A 15,459-nucleotide genomic window follows, 5' to 3' on the forward strand; every position below is an offset into this window, starting at 1 on the left:
GCGCCATAAACCTATCAAAATATCTATATGACACGCTTGAATTTTCCTGAGTAGATTTAATCATCAGTTTAATTTTGAAATTGATATTTAAATTATTTTGCGGAAAACATGCTTTTTTCCTGATTCACCCTTGAATTTTTTGGTTTCAACATCATGTTTGCTAGCACGAGGAAAAAGAGATAATTTTGTCATCAGGCCATCATCTTGATGCTGCTGAATGAACAAAGCGATTTTGCCGAAGTGGCGCATTTTTACTTAATTCGGTTTTTCCGATGTTTGTAATGTAAAAATACCATTTTAGCATCAACCAAAATTTCGATACTCTTATTCAAAATCAAAGACTACCTCAATCATGGAGACAATGATGAGCTTAATTAATACTGAAGTTAAACCATTTAAAGCAACTGCATTCCAAAACGGCAAATTCATTGAAGTTACTGAAGCTGACCTGAAAGGCAAATGGTCTGTTGTATTCTTCTACCCAGCTGACTTCACTTTCGTTTGCCCGACTGAACTTGGTGACCTTGCTGACAACTACGCTGAATTCCAAAAACTAGGCGTTGAAATCTACTCAGTTTCTACTGACACGCATTTCACTCACAAAGCTTGGCACGATTCTTCAGAAGAAATCAAAAAAATCCAGTATGTAATGGTTGGTGATGCAAACTGGACTCTTGCTAAAAACTTTGACGTATTAATCGAAGCTGACGGCCTTGCTGATCGTGGTACTTTCGTGATCGATCCAGAAGGTAAAATCCAAATCGTTGAAATCAACGCTGGTGGTATCGGCCGTGACGCTCAAGAACTTCTTCGTAAAGTTAAAGCAGCTCAGTATGTACACGCTCACCCAGGCGAAGTTTGCCCAGCTAAATGGAAAGAAGGCGATGCAACTCTTGCTCCTTCAATCGACCTAGTAGGTAAAATCTAATTTTAATTAGATTGAACTGATTCAAAAAACCACGCTTTTTAGCGTGGTTTTTTATGGTTTAAGCTTTTATCTCAGCGCAATACGGGATTTTATTTTTTAAAATGATTTTGTTAGGACTTTAAATATTGCAGTCCTATTTTTTTCTTGATCCATCATATAAAAATTCAGGCATATCTTTTGCTTCGCTTTCTCATAATCCTTACCCATTCTTACAATTGAGCTATACATCTGCAGAGCCATATGGCATAAGTTCAAATGATAAGATAAGAAATATTCAGTGGAGGAACGCATATGCAAAAACTGCTTACCGTGATTTCTTGGAAATACAATCCCTCAAGCCGCCACCTGAAAATTGTATACAGTAATGGTCATACTGAACTGTATCATCCCGTACCTGAATTTATTTATGACAACCTGTTAAGACGCCAAGATAAAGCTGCATTTGTAGAAAAGTATCTCGAATATAATTTACATTTTAATAAAATTTGCATGGATTAGAGCGAATCAAATTAACGAAATCCCACCATCAGCAAACCTGCGCCTATGGGTACAGTACTCATGATAAAACGTGGGTCTTGCTGAATTAAGGCAATAAACTCTTCGACTTCTGCTGCATGTGAAATGACATTATCAACTACCAGTAACCCGCCCTTTGCTTTAAGTAATCGACTCAAATGTGGCCAGTAACTGACATAAGCATCTCGTTCAGCATCTAACAGGATAAAATCAAATATTTCCTGTTCTTCCTTCAGATAAACTTGTGCATCAATCACTTTAAAATTGATTAAATCTGCAAGATCTATTTCTGTCGCATATTGCTTTGCCTGAGCAACCCGTTCTGCATCAACTTCAAGTGTTGTAATCATGGCTTGAGTCTGCCGAGCCGCTTCTGCCAGCCATAAAGTGGAATAACCAGTAGAAGTCCCAATTTCCAGAATATTTTTCGATTGTTGCGCACGAATCAGCATAGATAAAAATCGACCGGATTCTGGTTCTATATTGCGATATCGGTGCAGGCGATCTGCCTGCTTAAGATCATGCCTATGAAACTTTTCATATAATTCCTGCATGAATCTTTCAAATTCATCTGAGTTTTGCATCACTCTTCCCTGAGTCTGTTGGGCTTAAAGTGCCTGAATCAATTTAAAACGCTCTACTTCACGATCATCGTTAGTGGTAATGGTTTCAATGAACATCGTTAAAGGACGTACCCAAATTGAATAATCACCGTAGAGACATTGATAAACCACCAGCTTTTCTTCAGTTTCACTGTGCGTGGCAACATGAAACACCTGATAAAGCTGTCCCTTATAATGTTGATAAATACCGCGTTGTAATTCCATCATTCAATTCTCAAATATCTTGTTTTAATCTTAGCTGAAAATCCTTATTCTTGCTCTAAACTACTTGAAGATTAATCTTTCGACCCCATATAGGACTTTGAAATTAATAATGAATTTTTCAACAAATCTGTAAATCCGATCAATAAAATAAAAACAAACTGTTTTACCTATTTTTTCAATTCATTTAATATCCTCTTATCAAATAAACATTTACTCCTTTGGAGACGTTAGCAATGTTAGACCAAAATACTTCAGCTCAACTTAAAACCCTATTAGAACGCCTAGAAGGCCCGATTGAACTGGTCGCGACTTTAGATGGCTCTGACAAATCAGCCAAAATCCAGGAATTGGTGTCCGAAGTGGCTGCACTGTCTGACCTGGTGACTGCACGCTTTGACGGGAACAATGCACGTGCGCCAAGCTTTGGTATTGCTAAAGCTGGTGAAGAACCACGTGTATTCTTTGCAGGCTTGCCAATGGGCCATGAGTTCACTTCGCTGATTCTGGCATTGCTGCAAACTTCAGGTTATGCACCGAAAGTCTCTGATGAAGTGCTGGCGAATATCAAGAGCCTGGGTGTTCAATCTAACTTTGACGTGTTCGTATCATTAAGTTGCCATAACTGTCCGGATGTGGTTCAGGCACTCAACCTGATCGCCATCTATAACCCGGGCACTACAGCGACCATGATTGATGGTGCTTTCTTCCAGGAAGAAGTGGAAGAACGCAAGATCATGGCGGTGCCGATGGTATTCCAGGACAACCAGCATATCGGTCAGGGTCGTATGACACTGGAAGAAATCATTGCCAAGCTGGATAGCAATGCCGCTGCCAAAGATGCGGAAAAGCTGAATGCCAAAGACACCTTTGATGTCCTGGTGATTGGTGGTGGACCTGCAGGCAATACTTCAGCCATCTATGCAGCGCGTAAAGGCATTAAGACCGGGATCGTGGCGGAGCGCATGGGCGGTCAGGTCATGGATACCATGGACATTGAAAACTTTACGTCTGTACAGAAGACCCAAGGTCCTAAATTTGCAGCCGAGATGGAAGCCCACGTGCGTGAATATGGTGTCGACATCATGAACCTGCAACGTGTGTCTGATATCAAAGGGGCAGACGAAACGGCCAATGGTCTGGTGGAAGTGACTTTAGCGAATGGTGCCAAACTGGAATCTAAAACCGTGATTCTGTCGACCGGCGCACGCTGGAGAGAGATGAACGTTCCGGGTGAGCAGGAATATAAAACTCGTGGTGTAGCCTACTGCCCGCACTGTGATGGTCCTTTGTTCAAGGGTAAACGTGTTGCGGTCATCGGTGGCGGTAACTCGGGTGTCGAAGCGGCGATTGACCTGGCGGGGATTGTGGAGCATGTCACCCTGGTGGAGTTTGATACCAAATTGCGTGCGGATCAGGTGTTGCAAGACAAGCTGAACAGCTTGCCGAATACCACCGTGATCAAGAATGCCTTGTCGACTGAAGTGCTGGGTGATGGTTCACAGGTGACCGGTCTGAAATATAAAGACCGTGCGACTGATGAAGAGCATACGGTAGAACTTGCGGGGATCTTCGTGCAGATCGGTTTGTTGCCAAACACGGATTTCCTGAAAGAAACAGCTGTTGAGCTAACCAACCGTGGCGAGATTGTGATTAACGACCGCAACGAAACCAATGTGAAAGGCGTATTTGCTGCAGGTGACTGTACCACAGTGCCGTACAAGCAGATCATCATTGCCACCGGTGAAGGTGCCAAGGCATCACTGTCTGCTTTTGATTACATCATCCGTTCTGGGCAGTAAGTTTTAGACTAGCTCAAATAAAGCCCGCTTGATGCGGGCTTTATTATGTATATTTTCAAGAGAATTAACTCTTAATTCATTGATTATTATTTGATTAATGAAAATATTTCTTACATTTTAAGAAAATCCTACTGCTTGTGTAATGAATTTTTATACTCTATTGTCTCTATGTAATTATCAGCAATTGCTTATTGCAAGCTGATGCTGCTCTACCTATGATAAAAAACCAATTGAATCATCTTTCATGATCGAAGAATAAAAAGGATAACATCCTGGGAGAAGAACAATGCAGTATCAATATCATTGTGCTTGCTGCGAAAAAGTAGTCGACTCTACAGAAAAATCATGCTCAAACTGTGGCTCACATCATATTCGCAGCCCTTTTGGTTTCTGGATTTTTTGTCTTGTGGCCTGCCTCGTTACAGCAATCGTATTTAAAGTCGTGCATTTGTATGTGCAATCACAACAAGAAGTTCCTATACAACACTCTATACTGGATGTTTTAAAAGAAGAAGATAAAAGACTTCGCTAATTTCATGCATCTCACAGCAAAGACCTGTTAGTTCAAACAAGTCTTTTTATTACTCTTAAATAATTCAAATAGAGATGCGGAAAATAACCTCATCAAATCCAGCTTTGATTTACAATAGCTGTGGATTTGAATGAGAGATGTGCCATGGTTCAGTTAATTAAAAAAGGTGGATTGCGTGAGCGCGCTAACCGTAGTCGCAGTTATCAAGGCTCTGAAAATACTGAAACCACCTTAAAGCCTAATCGTTATCAAACGGCGGTTAAAACACCAGACAACTCAGCCTCTCCTGCCTCGACCTCACCAATATCTCCAGCATTAAATGAAGATGTACCACTTAATTCATCAGAATAAGTGCGTCATACCATAACCACAATGCAAATAGCAGAAATAGTCCGCCTGAAATCATATCAATATAACTCCCCGAACGCTGGTACAAGGTTTTAATTTTTGGTTGGGAAATCAACAGCATCAATAAAGCAAAGGTGATAAAGGTCTGCAAAGGAATAATCACTGCCAGCTGTGTTTTCAAATAATCTGAAGCAGATGAACTTAAGGCCAGTGAAAATACGCTACTAAAATAGATCAGTGTTTTGGGATTAGAAAGGTTGGTCCATAAGCCCAACATAAAATAGTTTTTAGCTTGCACCTGTCCATTTGTATCGTCGTCGGTCTGATGTCTATGTTTAAAGCTATGCACACCACCCTTTAACATGGCCCATCCCATTTTAGCCAGGAACACACCACCGAGCACCATCAATACCTGTTGAATCCATGGAAACTGGTCAATTAACACGGTAAAACCCGCAAGTGTCAGTATTACCCAAACCACGATACCGGCAGAGATCCCTGCAATAACTTTCAGGGCATTCTGGCGTGTGGTGGATGCGGCACTTTTGGCAATGAGCAAAACATCGGGACCGGGACTGAGTTGAGCAACAAAATGCAGGAGACAGATCGTAAAAAGCAGAGACATTAAAATCAGGTAAATTTATAAAAATATATTATAGCGTTTGTTCAAAGATATTAGAAAGTTCCAATAAAAAACCGAATCATCAGATTCGGCTTAAATAGAGTTTTTTAATAAAACAATTATTTCGGATTGATATCTTTCATTTCAATTTTTTTCGCCTCAGGTCTCACTTCACGTGCTTCACCATCAATAATGGTGGAATCGCCGCGACCTGATTGCTGATTTTGCATATCCTGCATTTGACGCATCATTTCGGCAAATGGATTCTGGCCTTGTGCCCCACCCATATCGCCCATCATGCCCCCCATCATTTTTTCCATCATGAGTTGCTGACGCTTCATCATCGCTTTCATTATGGCAGCCTTAAAAACCTGCTGAACCGCTGGAATGAGCATCAATACGGCCAATACGTCGGTAATCAATCCAGGAATAAGCAGAAAGAAACCTGCCAGAATTTTAGGTAAATTTCCTGTTAATGCAGGATCTGCACTCATCTGTCCCATCTGCATTTGCTGCATTTGTGGCATTACACCGGCCGAGTATTTACGGATCAGATTCATACCAATAAAAAATGCGGCCACAAACCAGAAAAATACGTACCACATGCTCCCGACGAGGTCACCCACGCCAATCCAGACAAATACTTCTAGGATTAAGCCTGCAAGGATAATAAGAAATAATTTCATGAAAATTAATCTAATCTCAGTAAAATAAATAATAGGATGCTGGAATCAACTGCTTCATCAGGATCAAGCTTTTTTGATACGCTTATGTAACAATATGGGCATTATTCTATTTTTAAAGTGCGGGCATGTCATTAATTATTGGGATTGACCCCGGTTCTCGTTTAACCGGTTACGGAATTATCGAAAAAGACGGCTCCAAACTGACTTTTGTTGATGCCGGCACCATCAGAACAGAAACGACAGAAATGCCTGAACGTTTAAAACGCATCTTTGCCGGGGTGGAGCGTATTGTAAAATTTTATGGCCCCACTGAAGCTGCGGTCGAACAAGTCTTTATGGCACAAAATCCGGATTCTGCCTTAAAACTCGGTCAGGCTCGTGGTGCTGCTGTTGCGGCATTGGTCAATCTGGATTTGAAAGTCGCTGAATATACTGCGCGCCAGATCAAGCAGTCGGTAGTGGGTTATGGCGCTGCCGATAAAGAACAGGTGCAGATGATGGTAATGAATATTCTAAAACTCAGCATCAAACCGCAACAGGATGCCGCCGATGCTTTAGCTGCTGCTATTTGTCATGCCCACGCCTCAGGCAGTATGAGTAAAATGGCGGTATTAAATGCGTTGGGTGGTATGGCACGCGGCCGGAGTCGCGTCAGTAGCCGTCGTCGATAAGGTTTAACGCAATATTATAAAGTCTTGAGCATCTAGCTCAGATTCCAGATACTCTTGAATAACCGCTTGTACGATTGCACGAGCAGGCCCTTTCCAACTTCGTGTAATCATTTCCTGAAGTTGGGAGTCTGTTCCAGCAATAACGGCCTCCACCTCACCTGTGCTCAAGTTCTTCACATATCCTTTCAGTCCAAGCGCCTGAGCCTGCTCGGCAAACCAGTAACGGTATCCGACTCCTTGAACTTGGCCTGAAATATTCAGTTTGATGACTGGCACACTATTCTCCTTAGCGATTCACGACCTGATAAATCGCATGTTTCATATCCTGTGCCTGCAAGCCACGTTCGCCATTTTTGGCCAGTTCATCACCTGCAAGTGCATGCAGCGTCACAATTTCATGCAAATAAATTTTTTGCGCAAATTGCGCCTTTAGACTGGCAATCATGCCGGCCAGCACATCCCCCATTCCGCCAGTTCCCATACCGGCATTCCCGGCATTGCAGATGTAAAGCCTTTCTTCCAGAATCAGGCTACCTGAACCTTTTAGCACCCACTGTCCCTGATATTTTTGTTGCAGGGCATGAATGGCTGCAATCCGATCCATTTCAACTTCCGCAGTGCTACATGCTAGCAAAGTTGCAGCTTCTCCTGGATGTGGTGTGGCATAAGTCTGGGAATTCAAAACTTGAGGCTGCTTGGCCAGAAACCATAAGGCATCCGCATCCAAAACAACCTCCAGATCAGATTGCTGAGTCAGCTCAAACCAAGCTGTATATTGTTGCTCTGACCAAGAATCACGACCTAATCCCATGCCAAAACAGACTGCATCGACCTGCTGAATCAGTGCTTGGCGTTGCTCCTGAGTTAAAAGATTGATATCACGCAGCATGATATTCGGTGCACGTGACAAAATCGCAGTATGGTGTTTTGCATCACAGACGATCGTCACTTTACCTGCTCCGGCAGCAAATGCTGCCTCTGCTGCCATGATCACTGCCCCCCCATATCGGCATGACCACCTACAACCAAGACATGACCATAACTGCCTTTATGACCAAAGGCTTCACGCTTCGGCAATTGAATCTGATGTGATGAAAGACAAGCAATTGGTTGAAGCTCAGTATCTGTCGGGATAGCAGAAATCAGTTCGATCTTGCCCGCATATTCTTTGCCTTGTCCGGTAAACAGTCCTGCCTTAAGCCCTAAACCCGTGAAAGTGTAGTCAGCTTTAATCGCAACAGGCAAAGGCTGGCCGGTATTGGCATCCAATCCACTCGGAATATCAATTGAGATTTTTAATCCAGTTTGCTGATTGATCGTTTGAATAACATTTTGCCAGTCAAAGTCCAGCTGACGGTTCAGACCAATTCCGAATAATGCATCGATATAGACCTCACATTCAGATTGAAAATCAAAATGCGAATAAGGCTGCAAGCCAGCTTGCTGAGCTTCCTGCACAGCCGATGCTAAATCTTTGGAATTACCCAACTCAACTGCATAAATATCAACACTGAAGCCCGCCTGTTTGAGATATTTGGCCACAAGATAGCCATCGCCGGCATTATTACCCTGACCACAGCAGACAGCGATTTTTTTTATTTTTTGCTGGGAAAATAAAGTGATCAGCCGCTGACTAATCCCCCAGGCGACTTGTTGCATTAAACCGTAGGAACTATTTTGCTGTTGAAACCAGCGCTGCTCCCATGCTTGTAGATCACGGCTATGGTAAACTTGTTGCTGCATTTCTTATTCCCTGTCTTTGGTTTATGGCAACTCCCGATTCTCAAGCGCAAATTAAAGTTTATCAACAAGATCCAGCTGAGCTAAAAGCATGGATTAAAGCGCAGGCTTTAGAATTGGGTTTTTCTGATTGTGTCATTGCCAAACCGGATGCTCAAGCAGAATTAGCACGCTTACAGGAATATCTGGATCGTGGTTATCATGGTGACATGAAGTTTCTGGAAGAGAATTTGGAAAAACGTGCCAATCCCACTTTGCTAGTTCCCGGCACACGCAGCATTATCTGTGTGCGTATGGATTATCTGGTCGAGGTACCAGAACCACGTTATATCTCTTATGCACCCAACTCTGCCATTATCGCGCGTTATGCCCGTGGCCGAGATTATCACAAAACCATGCGGGGTCGCCTGAAAACTCTGGCGACAAAAATCCGGGAAAAAGTCGGAGATTTTGAATCACGCCCATTTGCCGATTCTGCGCCCATTTTTGAAAAATCGCTGGCTGAAACTGCCGGTATGGGCTGGACAGGGAAACATACCTTGCTGATTCATAAAACATCAGGCTCATTCTTTGTTTTGGGTGAACTGTTTACTTCACTCGAACTGCCCTTTGATGAACCCGCGACTAAACATTGTGGCTCCTGTACCGCCTGTATCGACATCTGTCCGACTCAAGCGATTGTCGAACCGTACATGCTGGATGCACGACGCTGTATCGCCTATCTGACGATCGAATATAAAGGCATTATTCCAGAAGATTTACGACGCGGAATTGGCAACCGTGTTTTTGGTTGTGATGACTGCCAACTGATTTGTCCCTGGAACAGTTTTGCCCAAGTCACCTCGATAGAGGATTTTCATCCGCGTCATGGTCTGGATCAGATGAGTTTACTGGATTTATGGCAATGGGATGAAGCCATCTTTTTAAGTGCGACTGAAGGCAGCCCGATGCGTCGTACAGGTTATCAAAGCTTTATGCGCAATGTCGCCATTGGTTTGGGCAATGCGCCCTTTGATGGGCAGATTATTCAGGCTCTTCAGCAACAGCGTAATCAGCATGATGAAATTGTGCAGGTACATATCGATTGGGCCGTTCAAGAACAACTGGCAAAATCCAGCTAATTTTCTCTCACTATTGAAATATATTTCAACTTTACCTAGATTCACAGTTTCACTTAAAAGCCTTACACACCCGTGTTTCAGACTATGGCATAAATAAAAATAGTCAGAAATGAAGTGGAGGAAAGATGATGTCATCAAAAATCCAAATCAAGAACTGCTTGAGCAGCTTCAGCATGACCAGCAGAAGCAACAACAACAGCAGCCGCAACATGGCCCGATTAATTCCCCAAAAAACAATCAGCATGAACAGGATCAGCGCGTGTTTAACAAGCAGCACCGTAGTGATCTGCATGGCCAGGATATTCATGGAAATCACAGTAATAAATAATCTGGCAACTGAAAAAATAAGCTCACCTCGTGTGGGCTTTGCCATTTATATAAGGTCATATTTTGCTAGTGAAGCAAAAGCTTATTTTTATTAAGATGAACCGAATGATAAATAAGCACAGATAGGGAAAGAGATGAACAGTAGTGATGCGGTACGTAATGATTGGTCACGTGAAGAAATACAAGCTCTATATCAACAGCCTTTAATGGATTTAGTGTTCCAGGCGCAACAGGTTCATCGTGAACATTTCACTGCGAATACCGTTCAGGTGAGCACCCTGCTTTCGATTAAAACCGGTAAATGTCCTGAAGACTGTAAATACTGTTCACAATCAGCGCATTATGATTCCAAACTGGAAGCTGAAAAACGCATTGCAGTCGATAAAGTGATTCAGGAAGCCAAACAGGCGCTGGCATCAGGCAGTTCACGCTTTTGTATGGGGGCTGCATGGCGCAACCCGCATGAACGCGATATGCCTTATGTGCTGGAAATGGTACGTGAAGTTAAAGCACTCGGTCTGGAAACCTGCATGACACTGGGGATGCTAAATGGATCACAGGCTGAACGCTTGAAAGATGCAGGACTGGATTATTACAACCATAATCTGGACACTTCTCGTGAATACTATTCACATATCATCAGCACGCGTAGCTTTGATGATCGTCTGGATACTCTGGATCATGTGCGTCAAGCTGGTATGAAAGTCTGTAGTGGCGGTATTGTGGGTCTGGGCGAAAGTCGTGATGACCGGATTGGTTTGTTATATGAGCTTGCAACTCTGGTAATTCATCCTGAATCTGTGCCGATTAATATGTTAGTGCCGATTGAAGGTACACCGATGGCAGATGTAGAAAAACTGGATGTGATTGAGTGGATTCGTACCATTGCAGTAGCACGGTTGTTGATGCCTAAAAGCTATATTCGCCTTTCTGCAGGGCGTGAATCCTTAAGCGATTCGGATCAGGCTTTGGCATTTATGGCTGGTGCCAATTCTATTTTCTCTGGTGAAAAACTGCTGACGACCCCTAATACATCCCAAGGTCGAGATCAGCAACTTTTTGCAAAATTAGGTTTAGTTGCAGAACAGCCAAAACCGAGTGTTCGCAGTCTGGCTACAGATGCCATGGCAAGCTAACAACTGTTTAACTTGATGAACTTGCAGAAAAGTTATGTGCAGTAATTAAAATACCATAACGGGTATTCAGATAATCTCCGACTCGGATTTGATCTACTCCATTAGCATGATGCACCATCAGCGCTTGCGTGACTGCATCATAACTAAAGGAGTCATAACTATCTTGATGCAGGCTGAGCCAGTGCAGCGTATCTGCCAGCTTGCTGTCTACGATATAGGTATCTGCATGAAAATCTTTACTCATATGCCTGTTCATCGTGATGAAATTTCCCTTTAATTTTAACGGAAATTAGCCCATAACAAGCATAAAAAAAGTGAGCCATTGCTCACTTTTCTTGCAAAAACTTTAATCCTTATTCGTACCGCACTTACGACACTCCCTGTGTTCCCCGATCTCTTGCATTTGCTCATACTCATAAATATGCAAACAAAACAATTTTCTTAAAAGCTGAAGCATCATTGAAACTCCTGTTTAATCATTTTTTAATACGCTTCTTAAGATATTCCGTCCTGAAACATCATGATTTTTGACTAAAAAATCATCTCATATTAATTAGCATAATTTTTTCAGTTGTAAAATGCATTTCATCTACTTTTCACTTTTTTTGCAGATATTCTTTGAACTACATCACAATTATTTCATAAATATGAACTTTTTTTTTGATTAAAGAAGATGTTTATGGAATTTAGATAACAAAAGTAATATCTGAGGGAGATGCTTTTTTATTAAGCTGGTAACGAAGAATCTTTATTGAAAGGCAAACTAGAAAAGTTCATTATCAGTGGAGGCAACCCATTTTAAGTCCTTCGAGATAAGAACGACGATCAATTAAGTGAATTGCTTACTTCAGATTTCATAATATCCAAAAACAAAAAACCCCTTACGATTAATGCACGTAAGGGGTTGTTTTATATGGTGGGCCCAGACAGACTTGAACTGTCGACCAACGGATTATGAGTTCTACAACCTACACAATGACACACAAGAAAAAAATCAAATATATTTTTATATACAATAAGATACGAAACTGTTTCTTTAAACCATTGGCCTTTAAAGTTGATTATAGTATCTTAAATATGCTTACTAATTGCTTATTTTTTTGGTATCTATATGAATTTTACAAAACCAGCAATTGAAAAACTAGAATGCCGATCTGACTCAAAGCCTTCTTTCTATTGGGATAGCTCTACCAGTGGTTTTGGGGTAAAAGTAACCCCAAACAATAAAAAGACATATATCTTTCAGGGACGTGTAGGGTCTACAACACGACGTATAACTATTGGGAATATTAAAGATTGGCGACTAACTGAAGCTCGTGAAAAAGCTAAAGAGCTTGCTGTAATGTGTACGCAAGGGATCGACCCCAAAGTTGAAAAAAATAAGCGCATTCAATCAGACCAAGAATATCTTAAGACTGAAAAACGAAAAGAAACTTTATTCAAAGAAGCTTGGAATATTTATCTTGAAGAAAATAAAGAAAGATGGAGAGAACGCACCTATCTCGATCATTTATTACTATCAAAAGGTGGATTTGATGAAATCAAAAAATTTCACTATAAACCTCAGCCTATTTTTGAATTATTAGAAAAAAGGTTATCAGATCTTGATAACAACTTTTTTTCTGAATGGCTTCAGAATAATAATTACCGAGAAACTACAGCTAGTAAAGCTTTCCGTCTCGTTAGAGCCTTTTTAAATTGGTGTGAAGAAGATGATAGATTCCAAGGAATAGCACCTACAAATGCAATTAAATCTAAAAAAGTAAGATCCAAAGTAAAGCCAGTTCAAGCAAGAAAAGATTGCCTCCTAAGAGAACAGTTAGACATATGGTTCTCTACCGTTCTCACTTCTCAAAATAAGGCCTTGGCCACATTTTATATTTGTTGTCTATTAACTGGGGCCAGAAAAGATGAGTTTCTATCACTTACATGGGAAGACTTAGATTTTAGGTGGAAAACGATCCATCTGAAGGATAAAGTTGAAGATAATGGGCGTATTATACCTATGACAAAATACGTAGAAAAATTACTACGTGACTTAAAAAAAACCAGCGATTCATCTTATATATTTAGCAGTAATACCTCTGCGACGGGATACATCGTTAATCCTTACAAAGAGTTTAAGAAAATCTGTAATGAAATAGATATTCAGCTAACAATACATGGTCTTAGACGTTCATTTAAATCATTGGCAGAATGGGTAGATATTCCTGTAGGTGTCACTGCACAAATATCTGGACATAAACCAAGTGCTTTAGCAGAAAAGCACTATACCGTTCGCCCCATGGATATGTTGCGAGGGCATCTACAGAAGTATGAAAACTGGGTATTAGAACAAGCCAAAATTAGTTTTTAAAAATTAAACTCCATTCTCTCAGAGGAAGAAAATCTTGCATTTCTATATTCTTCGATTCATAGCAATTTCGCTATGCACACGAAGGATAATACTTCATGCACATTCAATACAACCGCCCACCATCATCCCATCCTGGCCCTGGTGGCAATTGGCCAAGTACAACAGGTCGCCCATCAGGTGGTGGTCGTGGTAATGCCAAATAATCATTAAGGGGAGCAATCCCCTTAATCCAGGATTACCGATGAAAAAGTACAGTAATGACAAAGAGCTGAACAAATTTATTCGGCAACTTATTAAGGATGGTGTCGCATCTTTTAGACCTGGCAAAAAACATGATTTTTTGCTTGTAAACCAAATACAGAAGATTACGATACCAGGTACACCTAGTGACCGAAAAGCCTATTTAAACTTTAAGACAGATATACGCAGAGCTTTACAATGCCAAAGAATACCTTTCCAACAACTATAGAAATTGTTCGTGATTTATTTAGTCACATGGATACCAAGAGCCAACTCTCGGAGACAGACTCTAAACACTTAGATGGTTCATCAAACAAACTATTCACTTCACACTATGATGTAGACTTATTTTTAGATCAGTTATGCCCAAAAGAATTTTCTGATCGTACAGATTTACAATTCATAACATTGCTTAAACGTAATGTTTTAGACCGCTATAAGGCAATGCTATTACACGCTCGCTTAACCTCATTGATGAATGTTGAGTCTATTCGTACCTCTCTCTGGTCAAATTACTTAGTTCCATCACTACATCAACTCATAACGTTTTGCATTACACAAATGGGGATCGCCAAGCACTGGAAAGGTCAAAACTTTATTAAAGAAAGCTTAGATTAACGCCAATCTCAACTTAAAATAAGATTTTCGAATTGAATTGGTGAATGACCAAGCTTTTTATTTAGCACCACACAAATTGTATGCGACAGAATTTTACGAGTTATGCGGTGGGTTAAATGCCATAGATCTTTTGCCCTCACTTTCTGAATGTGAAAGCGATCTGTTAATTGACCAATCACTGTTTCAATCTTTCTTCTGGCTTTCATCAGTATTTGCAGTGTCTCTTTAGGTCTGAAATCTATCATGTTTTTTCTAAAGGGTGTTTGTAAATCAATACCCTGATATTCATAATATCGTTTCAATTCTGGTCTTAAATAGCCCTTATCTGCTCCCAGTAAACCGTAAATATCATTCGTAATTTCAGGTGCAACATCTCGCTCATCACAATGAGCAGGTGCAAAGGTATAACCCGAAATCATGCCTGAAAGATTAATGACGATATGAGCTTTGAAACCATAATATTTTTCTTGTTTTGCAGCACAATAACTAAAACCTGCGTATTCTTTAAAGTTTTTATGCTTTCTAGCTCTGGTATAACTACAGACAGGGAGTGGGAAGCCATCAATAAAGTGAATGTTATCTGAACCATAACGCTGAATGAGCTGTGCCATAATGGATTGACTGACATGCCACAGGTTTGCACAATGTTTACAGAAATTGGGATAAGATCCTAATTTTGGAAACCATTCTAACCAATTGTTTTTGAAATACATCCAAATATTTTTGTCTGTATCTAAACCAAGAAATTCACCTACTATTTGCATAGTGATGATTTCTGCATCAGTAACAGCAGGCGGAAAACCACGAGTTCTCAGGGGCTGAGTAACAACAATGGGATAAAGTTCTTCTATGATTACATAGACAAAAATGATAAATTCTTCAATGGACATAACTTTGCTTTAATTTCTTGGTGGAAACTAAAATAGGGTTATGTCCTTTTTATTTCAATCACTTAAAAAGTTGAGATTGGGGTTTAGATTACCTAAAAAATA

General features: G+C 40.8%; 18 protein-coding genes and 1 pseudogene. 11 read left to right on the plus strand and 8 right to left on the minus strand.

The window, feature by feature from the left end; all coding sequences use genetic code 11:
• The first annotated feature begins 364 nt into the window (after window positions 1-364).
• The gene (ahpC, locus tag HGD77_RS09495; RefSeq protein WP_004278916.1) at window positions 365-928 is read left to right on the plus strand and encodes an alkyl hydroperoxide reductase subunit C; all 564 of its coding nucleotides are present in this window, start codon (window positions 365-367) and stop codon (window positions 926-928) included.
• Between the two features lie 291 nt (window positions 929-1,219).
• Entirely contained in the window at window positions 1,220-1,426 is a 207-nt protein-coding gene (locus HGD77_RS09500) for a KTSC domain-containing protein (protein ID WP_004278917.1), read from the plus strand.
• An 11-nt stretch (window positions 1,427-1,437) separates the two neighbouring features.
• Here HGD77_RS09500 and HGD77_RS09505 read toward each other — a convergent pair whose 3' ends face one another.
• Both HGD77_RS09505 and HGD77_RS09510 read right to left on the minus strand, forming a co-directional pair.
• A complete protein-coding gene (locus tag HGD77_RS09505; protein WP_138742515.1) occupies window positions 1,438-2,028 on the minus strand; it encodes an O-methyltransferase in 591 nt (196 codons plus the stop codon).
• Between the two features lie 24 nt (window positions 2,029-2,052).
• Window positions 2,053-2,271: a DUF1653 domain-containing protein gene (locus HGD77_RS09510; RefSeq protein WP_138742535.1), complete on the minus strand. Its 219-nt coding sequence runs from the start codon at window positions 2,269-2,271 to the stop codon at window positions 2,053-2,055.
• Window positions 2,272-2,504: 233 nt separating this feature from the next.
• Between HGD77_RS09510 and ahpF the strand changes: the two genes are divergently transcribed.
• The 3 genes from ahpF (at window position 2,505) to HGD77_RS09525 (ending at window position 4,953) form a co-directional block, all read left to right on the plus strand.
• Entirely contained in the window at window positions 2,505-4,070 is a 1,566-nt protein-coding gene (ahpF, locus tag HGD77_RS09515; protein WP_138742514.1) for an alkyl hydroperoxide reductase subunit F, read from the plus strand.
• Between the two features lie 286 nt (window positions 4,071-4,356).
• Window positions 4,357-4,602, plus strand: a complete 246-nt coding sequence (locus HGD77_RS09520) for a hypothetical protein (protein WP_004278921.1) — start codon at window positions 4,357-4,359, stop codon at window positions 4,600-4,602.
• Between the two features lie 144 nt (window positions 4,603-4,746).
• Window positions 4,747-4,953 carry a hypothetical protein gene (locus HGD77_RS09525; protein ID WP_004731506.1) on the plus strand — a complete coding sequence of 69 codons (207 nt, stop codon included), beginning with the start codon at window positions 4,747-4,749 and terminating at the stop codon, window positions 4,951-4,953.
• Here the strand turns inward: HGD77_RS09525 and HGD77_RS09530 are convergent.
• On the minus strand, window positions 4,937-5,575 hold the full coding sequence (locus tag HGD77_RS09530; protein ID WP_004278923.1) for a LysE family transporter: 639 nt from the start codon (window positions 5,573-5,575) through the stop codon (window positions 4,937-4,939). The genes HGD77_RS09525 and HGD77_RS09530 overlap by 17 nt on opposite strands.
• 116 nt (window positions 5,576-5,691) lie before the next feature.
• Complete coding sequence (locus tag HGD77_RS09535; RefSeq protein WP_004278924.1) at window positions 5,692-6,258, minus strand: FxsA family protein; 567 nt, start codon at window positions 6,256-6,258, stop codon at window positions 5,692-5,694.
• A 125-nt stretch (window positions 6,259-6,383) separates the two neighbouring features.
• Between HGD77_RS09535 and ruvC the strand changes: the two genes are divergently transcribed.
• A complete protein-coding gene (gene ruvC, locus HGD77_RS09540) occupies window positions 6,384-6,929 on the plus strand; it encodes a crossover junction endodeoxyribonuclease RuvC (protein WP_004278925.1) in 546 nt (181 codons plus the stop codon).
• 3 nt (window positions 6,930-6,932) lie between these two features.
• On the opposite strand, the gene HGD77_RS09545 is transcribed toward ruvC, so the two are convergent.
• Window positions 6,933-7,205 carry an acylphosphatase gene (locus HGD77_RS09545; RefSeq protein WP_004278926.1) on the minus strand — a complete coding sequence of 91 codons (273 nt, stop codon included), beginning with the start codon at window positions 7,203-7,205 and terminating at the stop codon, window positions 6,933-6,935.
• Between the two features lie 10 nt (window positions 7,206-7,215).
• A pseudogene (locus HGD77_RS09550) lies at window positions 7,216-8,672 on the minus strand (NAD(P)H-hydrate dehydratase).
• A 23-nt stretch (window positions 8,673-8,695) separates the two neighbouring features.
• On the opposite strand from HGD77_RS09550, the gene queG reads away from it, so the two are divergent.
• The 3 genes from queG to bioB all read left to right on the plus strand — a co-directional run bounded on the left by queG (window position 8,696) and on the right by bioB (window position 11,253).
• Window positions 8,696-9,790 (plus strand): tRNA epoxyqueuosine(34) reductase QueG, encoded by a 1,095-nt coding sequence (gene queG / locus HGD77_RS09555; RefSeq protein ID WP_168730994.1) that lies wholly within the window; start codon window positions 8,696-8,698, stop codon window positions 9,788-9,790.
• A 109-nt stretch (window positions 9,791-9,899) separates the two neighbouring features.
• Window positions 9,900-10,118, plus strand: coding sequence for a hypothetical protein (locus tag HGD77_RS09560; RefSeq protein WP_168730784.1), 219 nt, complete (start codon window positions 9,900-9,902; stop codon window positions 10,116-10,118).
• A gap of 133 nt (window positions 10,119-10,251) precedes the next feature.
• The gene (gene bioB, locus HGD77_RS09565) at window positions 10,252-11,253 is read left to right on the plus strand and encodes a biotin synthase BioB (protein ID WP_004731515.1); all 1,002 of its coding nucleotides are present in this window, start codon (window positions 10,252-10,254) and stop codon (window positions 11,251-11,253) included.
• A 7-nt stretch (window positions 11,254-11,260) separates the two neighbouring features.
• Here bioB and HGD77_RS09570 read toward each other — a convergent pair whose 3' ends face one another.
• Window positions 11,261-11,497: a hypothetical protein gene (locus tag HGD77_RS09570; RefSeq protein ID WP_017397818.1), complete on the minus strand. Its 237-nt coding sequence runs from the start codon at window positions 11,495-11,497 to the stop codon at window positions 11,261-11,263.
• An 867-nt stretch (window positions 11,498-12,364) separates the two neighbouring features.
• Here HGD77_RS09570 and HGD77_RS09575 point away from each other — a divergent pair.
• Both HGD77_RS09575 and HGD77_RS09580 read left to right on the plus strand, forming a co-directional pair.
• Entirely contained in the window at window positions 12,365-13,609 is a 1,245-nt protein-coding gene (locus HGD77_RS09575) for a tyrosine-type recombinase/integrase (RefSeq protein WP_168730785.1), read from the plus strand.
• A 438-nt stretch (window positions 13,610-14,047) separates the two neighbouring features.
• Window positions 14,048-14,467: a hypothetical protein gene (locus HGD77_RS09580; protein WP_228761426.1), complete on the plus strand. Its 420-nt coding sequence runs from the start codon at window positions 14,048-14,050 to the stop codon at window positions 14,465-14,467.
• A gap of 8 nt (window positions 14,468-14,475) precedes the next feature.
• Here the strand turns inward: HGD77_RS09580 and HGD77_RS09585 are convergent, their stop codons facing one another.
• Window positions 14,476-15,357, minus strand: a complete 882-nt coding sequence (locus HGD77_RS09585; RefSeq protein ID WP_004282326.1) for an IS982-like element ISAba9 family transposase — start codon at window positions 15,355-15,357, stop codon at window positions 14,476-14,478.
• Between the last annotated feature and the right edge of the window lie 102 nt (window positions 15,358-15,459).

This window comes from Acinetobacter sp. NEB149, assembly GCF_012516415.1.
Classification (GTDB): domain Bacteria; phylum Pseudomonadota; class Gammaproteobacteria; order Pseudomonadales; family Moraxellaceae; genus Acinetobacter; species Acinetobacter lwoffii_V.

Coding starts and splice junctions, on each gene's coding strand:
- HGD77_RS09510 (WP_138742535.1), bottom strand. CDS start 2,271: ATGGAATTACAACGCGGTATTTATCAACATTATAAGGGACAGCTTTAT.
- queG (WP_168730994.1), top strand. CDS start 8,696: ATGGCAACTCCCGATTCTCAAGCGCAAATTAAAGTTTATCAACAAGAT.
- HGD77_RS09570 (WP_017397818.1), bottom strand. CDS start 11,497: ATGAGTAAAGATTTTCATGCAGATACCTATATCGTAGACAGCAAGCTG.
- HGD77_RS09520 (WP_004278921.1), top strand. CDS start 4,357: ATGCAGTATCAATATCATTGTGCTTGCTGCGAAAAAGTAGTCGACTCT.
- HGD77_RS09505 (WP_138742515.1), bottom strand. CDS start 2,028: ATGCAAAACTCAGATGAATTTGAAAGATTCATGCAGGAATTATATGAA.
- HGD77_RS09500 (WP_004278917.1), top strand. CDS start 1,220: ATGCAAAAACTGCTTACCGTGATTTCTTGGAAATACAATCCCTCAAGC.
- HGD77_RS09580 (WP_228761426.1), top strand. CDS start 14,048: ATGCCAAAGAATACCTTTCCAACAACTATAGAAATTGTTCGTGATTTA.
- ahpF (WP_138742514.1), top strand. CDS start 2,505: ATGTTAGACCAAAATACTTCAGCTCAACTTAAAACCCTATTAGAACGC.
- HGD77_RS09585 (WP_004282326.1), bottom strand. CDS start 15,357: ATGTCCATTGAAGAATTTATCATTTTTGTCTATGTAATCATAGAAGAA.
- HGD77_RS09530 (WP_004278923.1), bottom strand. CDS start 5,575: ATGTCTCTGCTTTTTACGATCTGTCTCCTGCATTTTGTTGCTCAACTC.
- bioB (WP_004731515.1), top strand. CDS start 10,252: ATGAACAGTAGTGATGCGGTACGTAATGATTGGTCACGTGAAGAAATA.
- HGD77_RS09535 (WP_004278924.1), bottom strand. CDS start 6,258: ATGAAATTATTTCTTATTATCCTTGCAGGCTTAATCCTAGAAGTATTT.
- HGD77_RS09575 (WP_168730785.1), top strand. CDS start 12,365: ATGAATTTTACAAAACCAGCAATTGAAAAACTAGAATGCCGATCTGAC.
- ahpC (WP_004278916.1), top strand. CDS start 365: ATGAGCTTAATTAATACTGAAGTTAAACCATTTAAAGCAACTGCATTC.
- ruvC (WP_004278925.1), top strand. CDS start 6,384: ATGTCATTAATTATTGGGATTGACCCCGGTTCTCGTTTAACCGGTTAC.
- HGD77_RS09525 (WP_004731506.1), top strand. CDS start 4,747: ATGGTTCAGTTAATTAAAAAAGGTGGATTGCGTGAGCGCGCTAACCGT.
- HGD77_RS09560 (WP_168730784.1), top strand. CDS start 9,900: ATGAAGTGGAGGAAAGATGATGTCATCAAAAATCCAAATCAAGAACTG.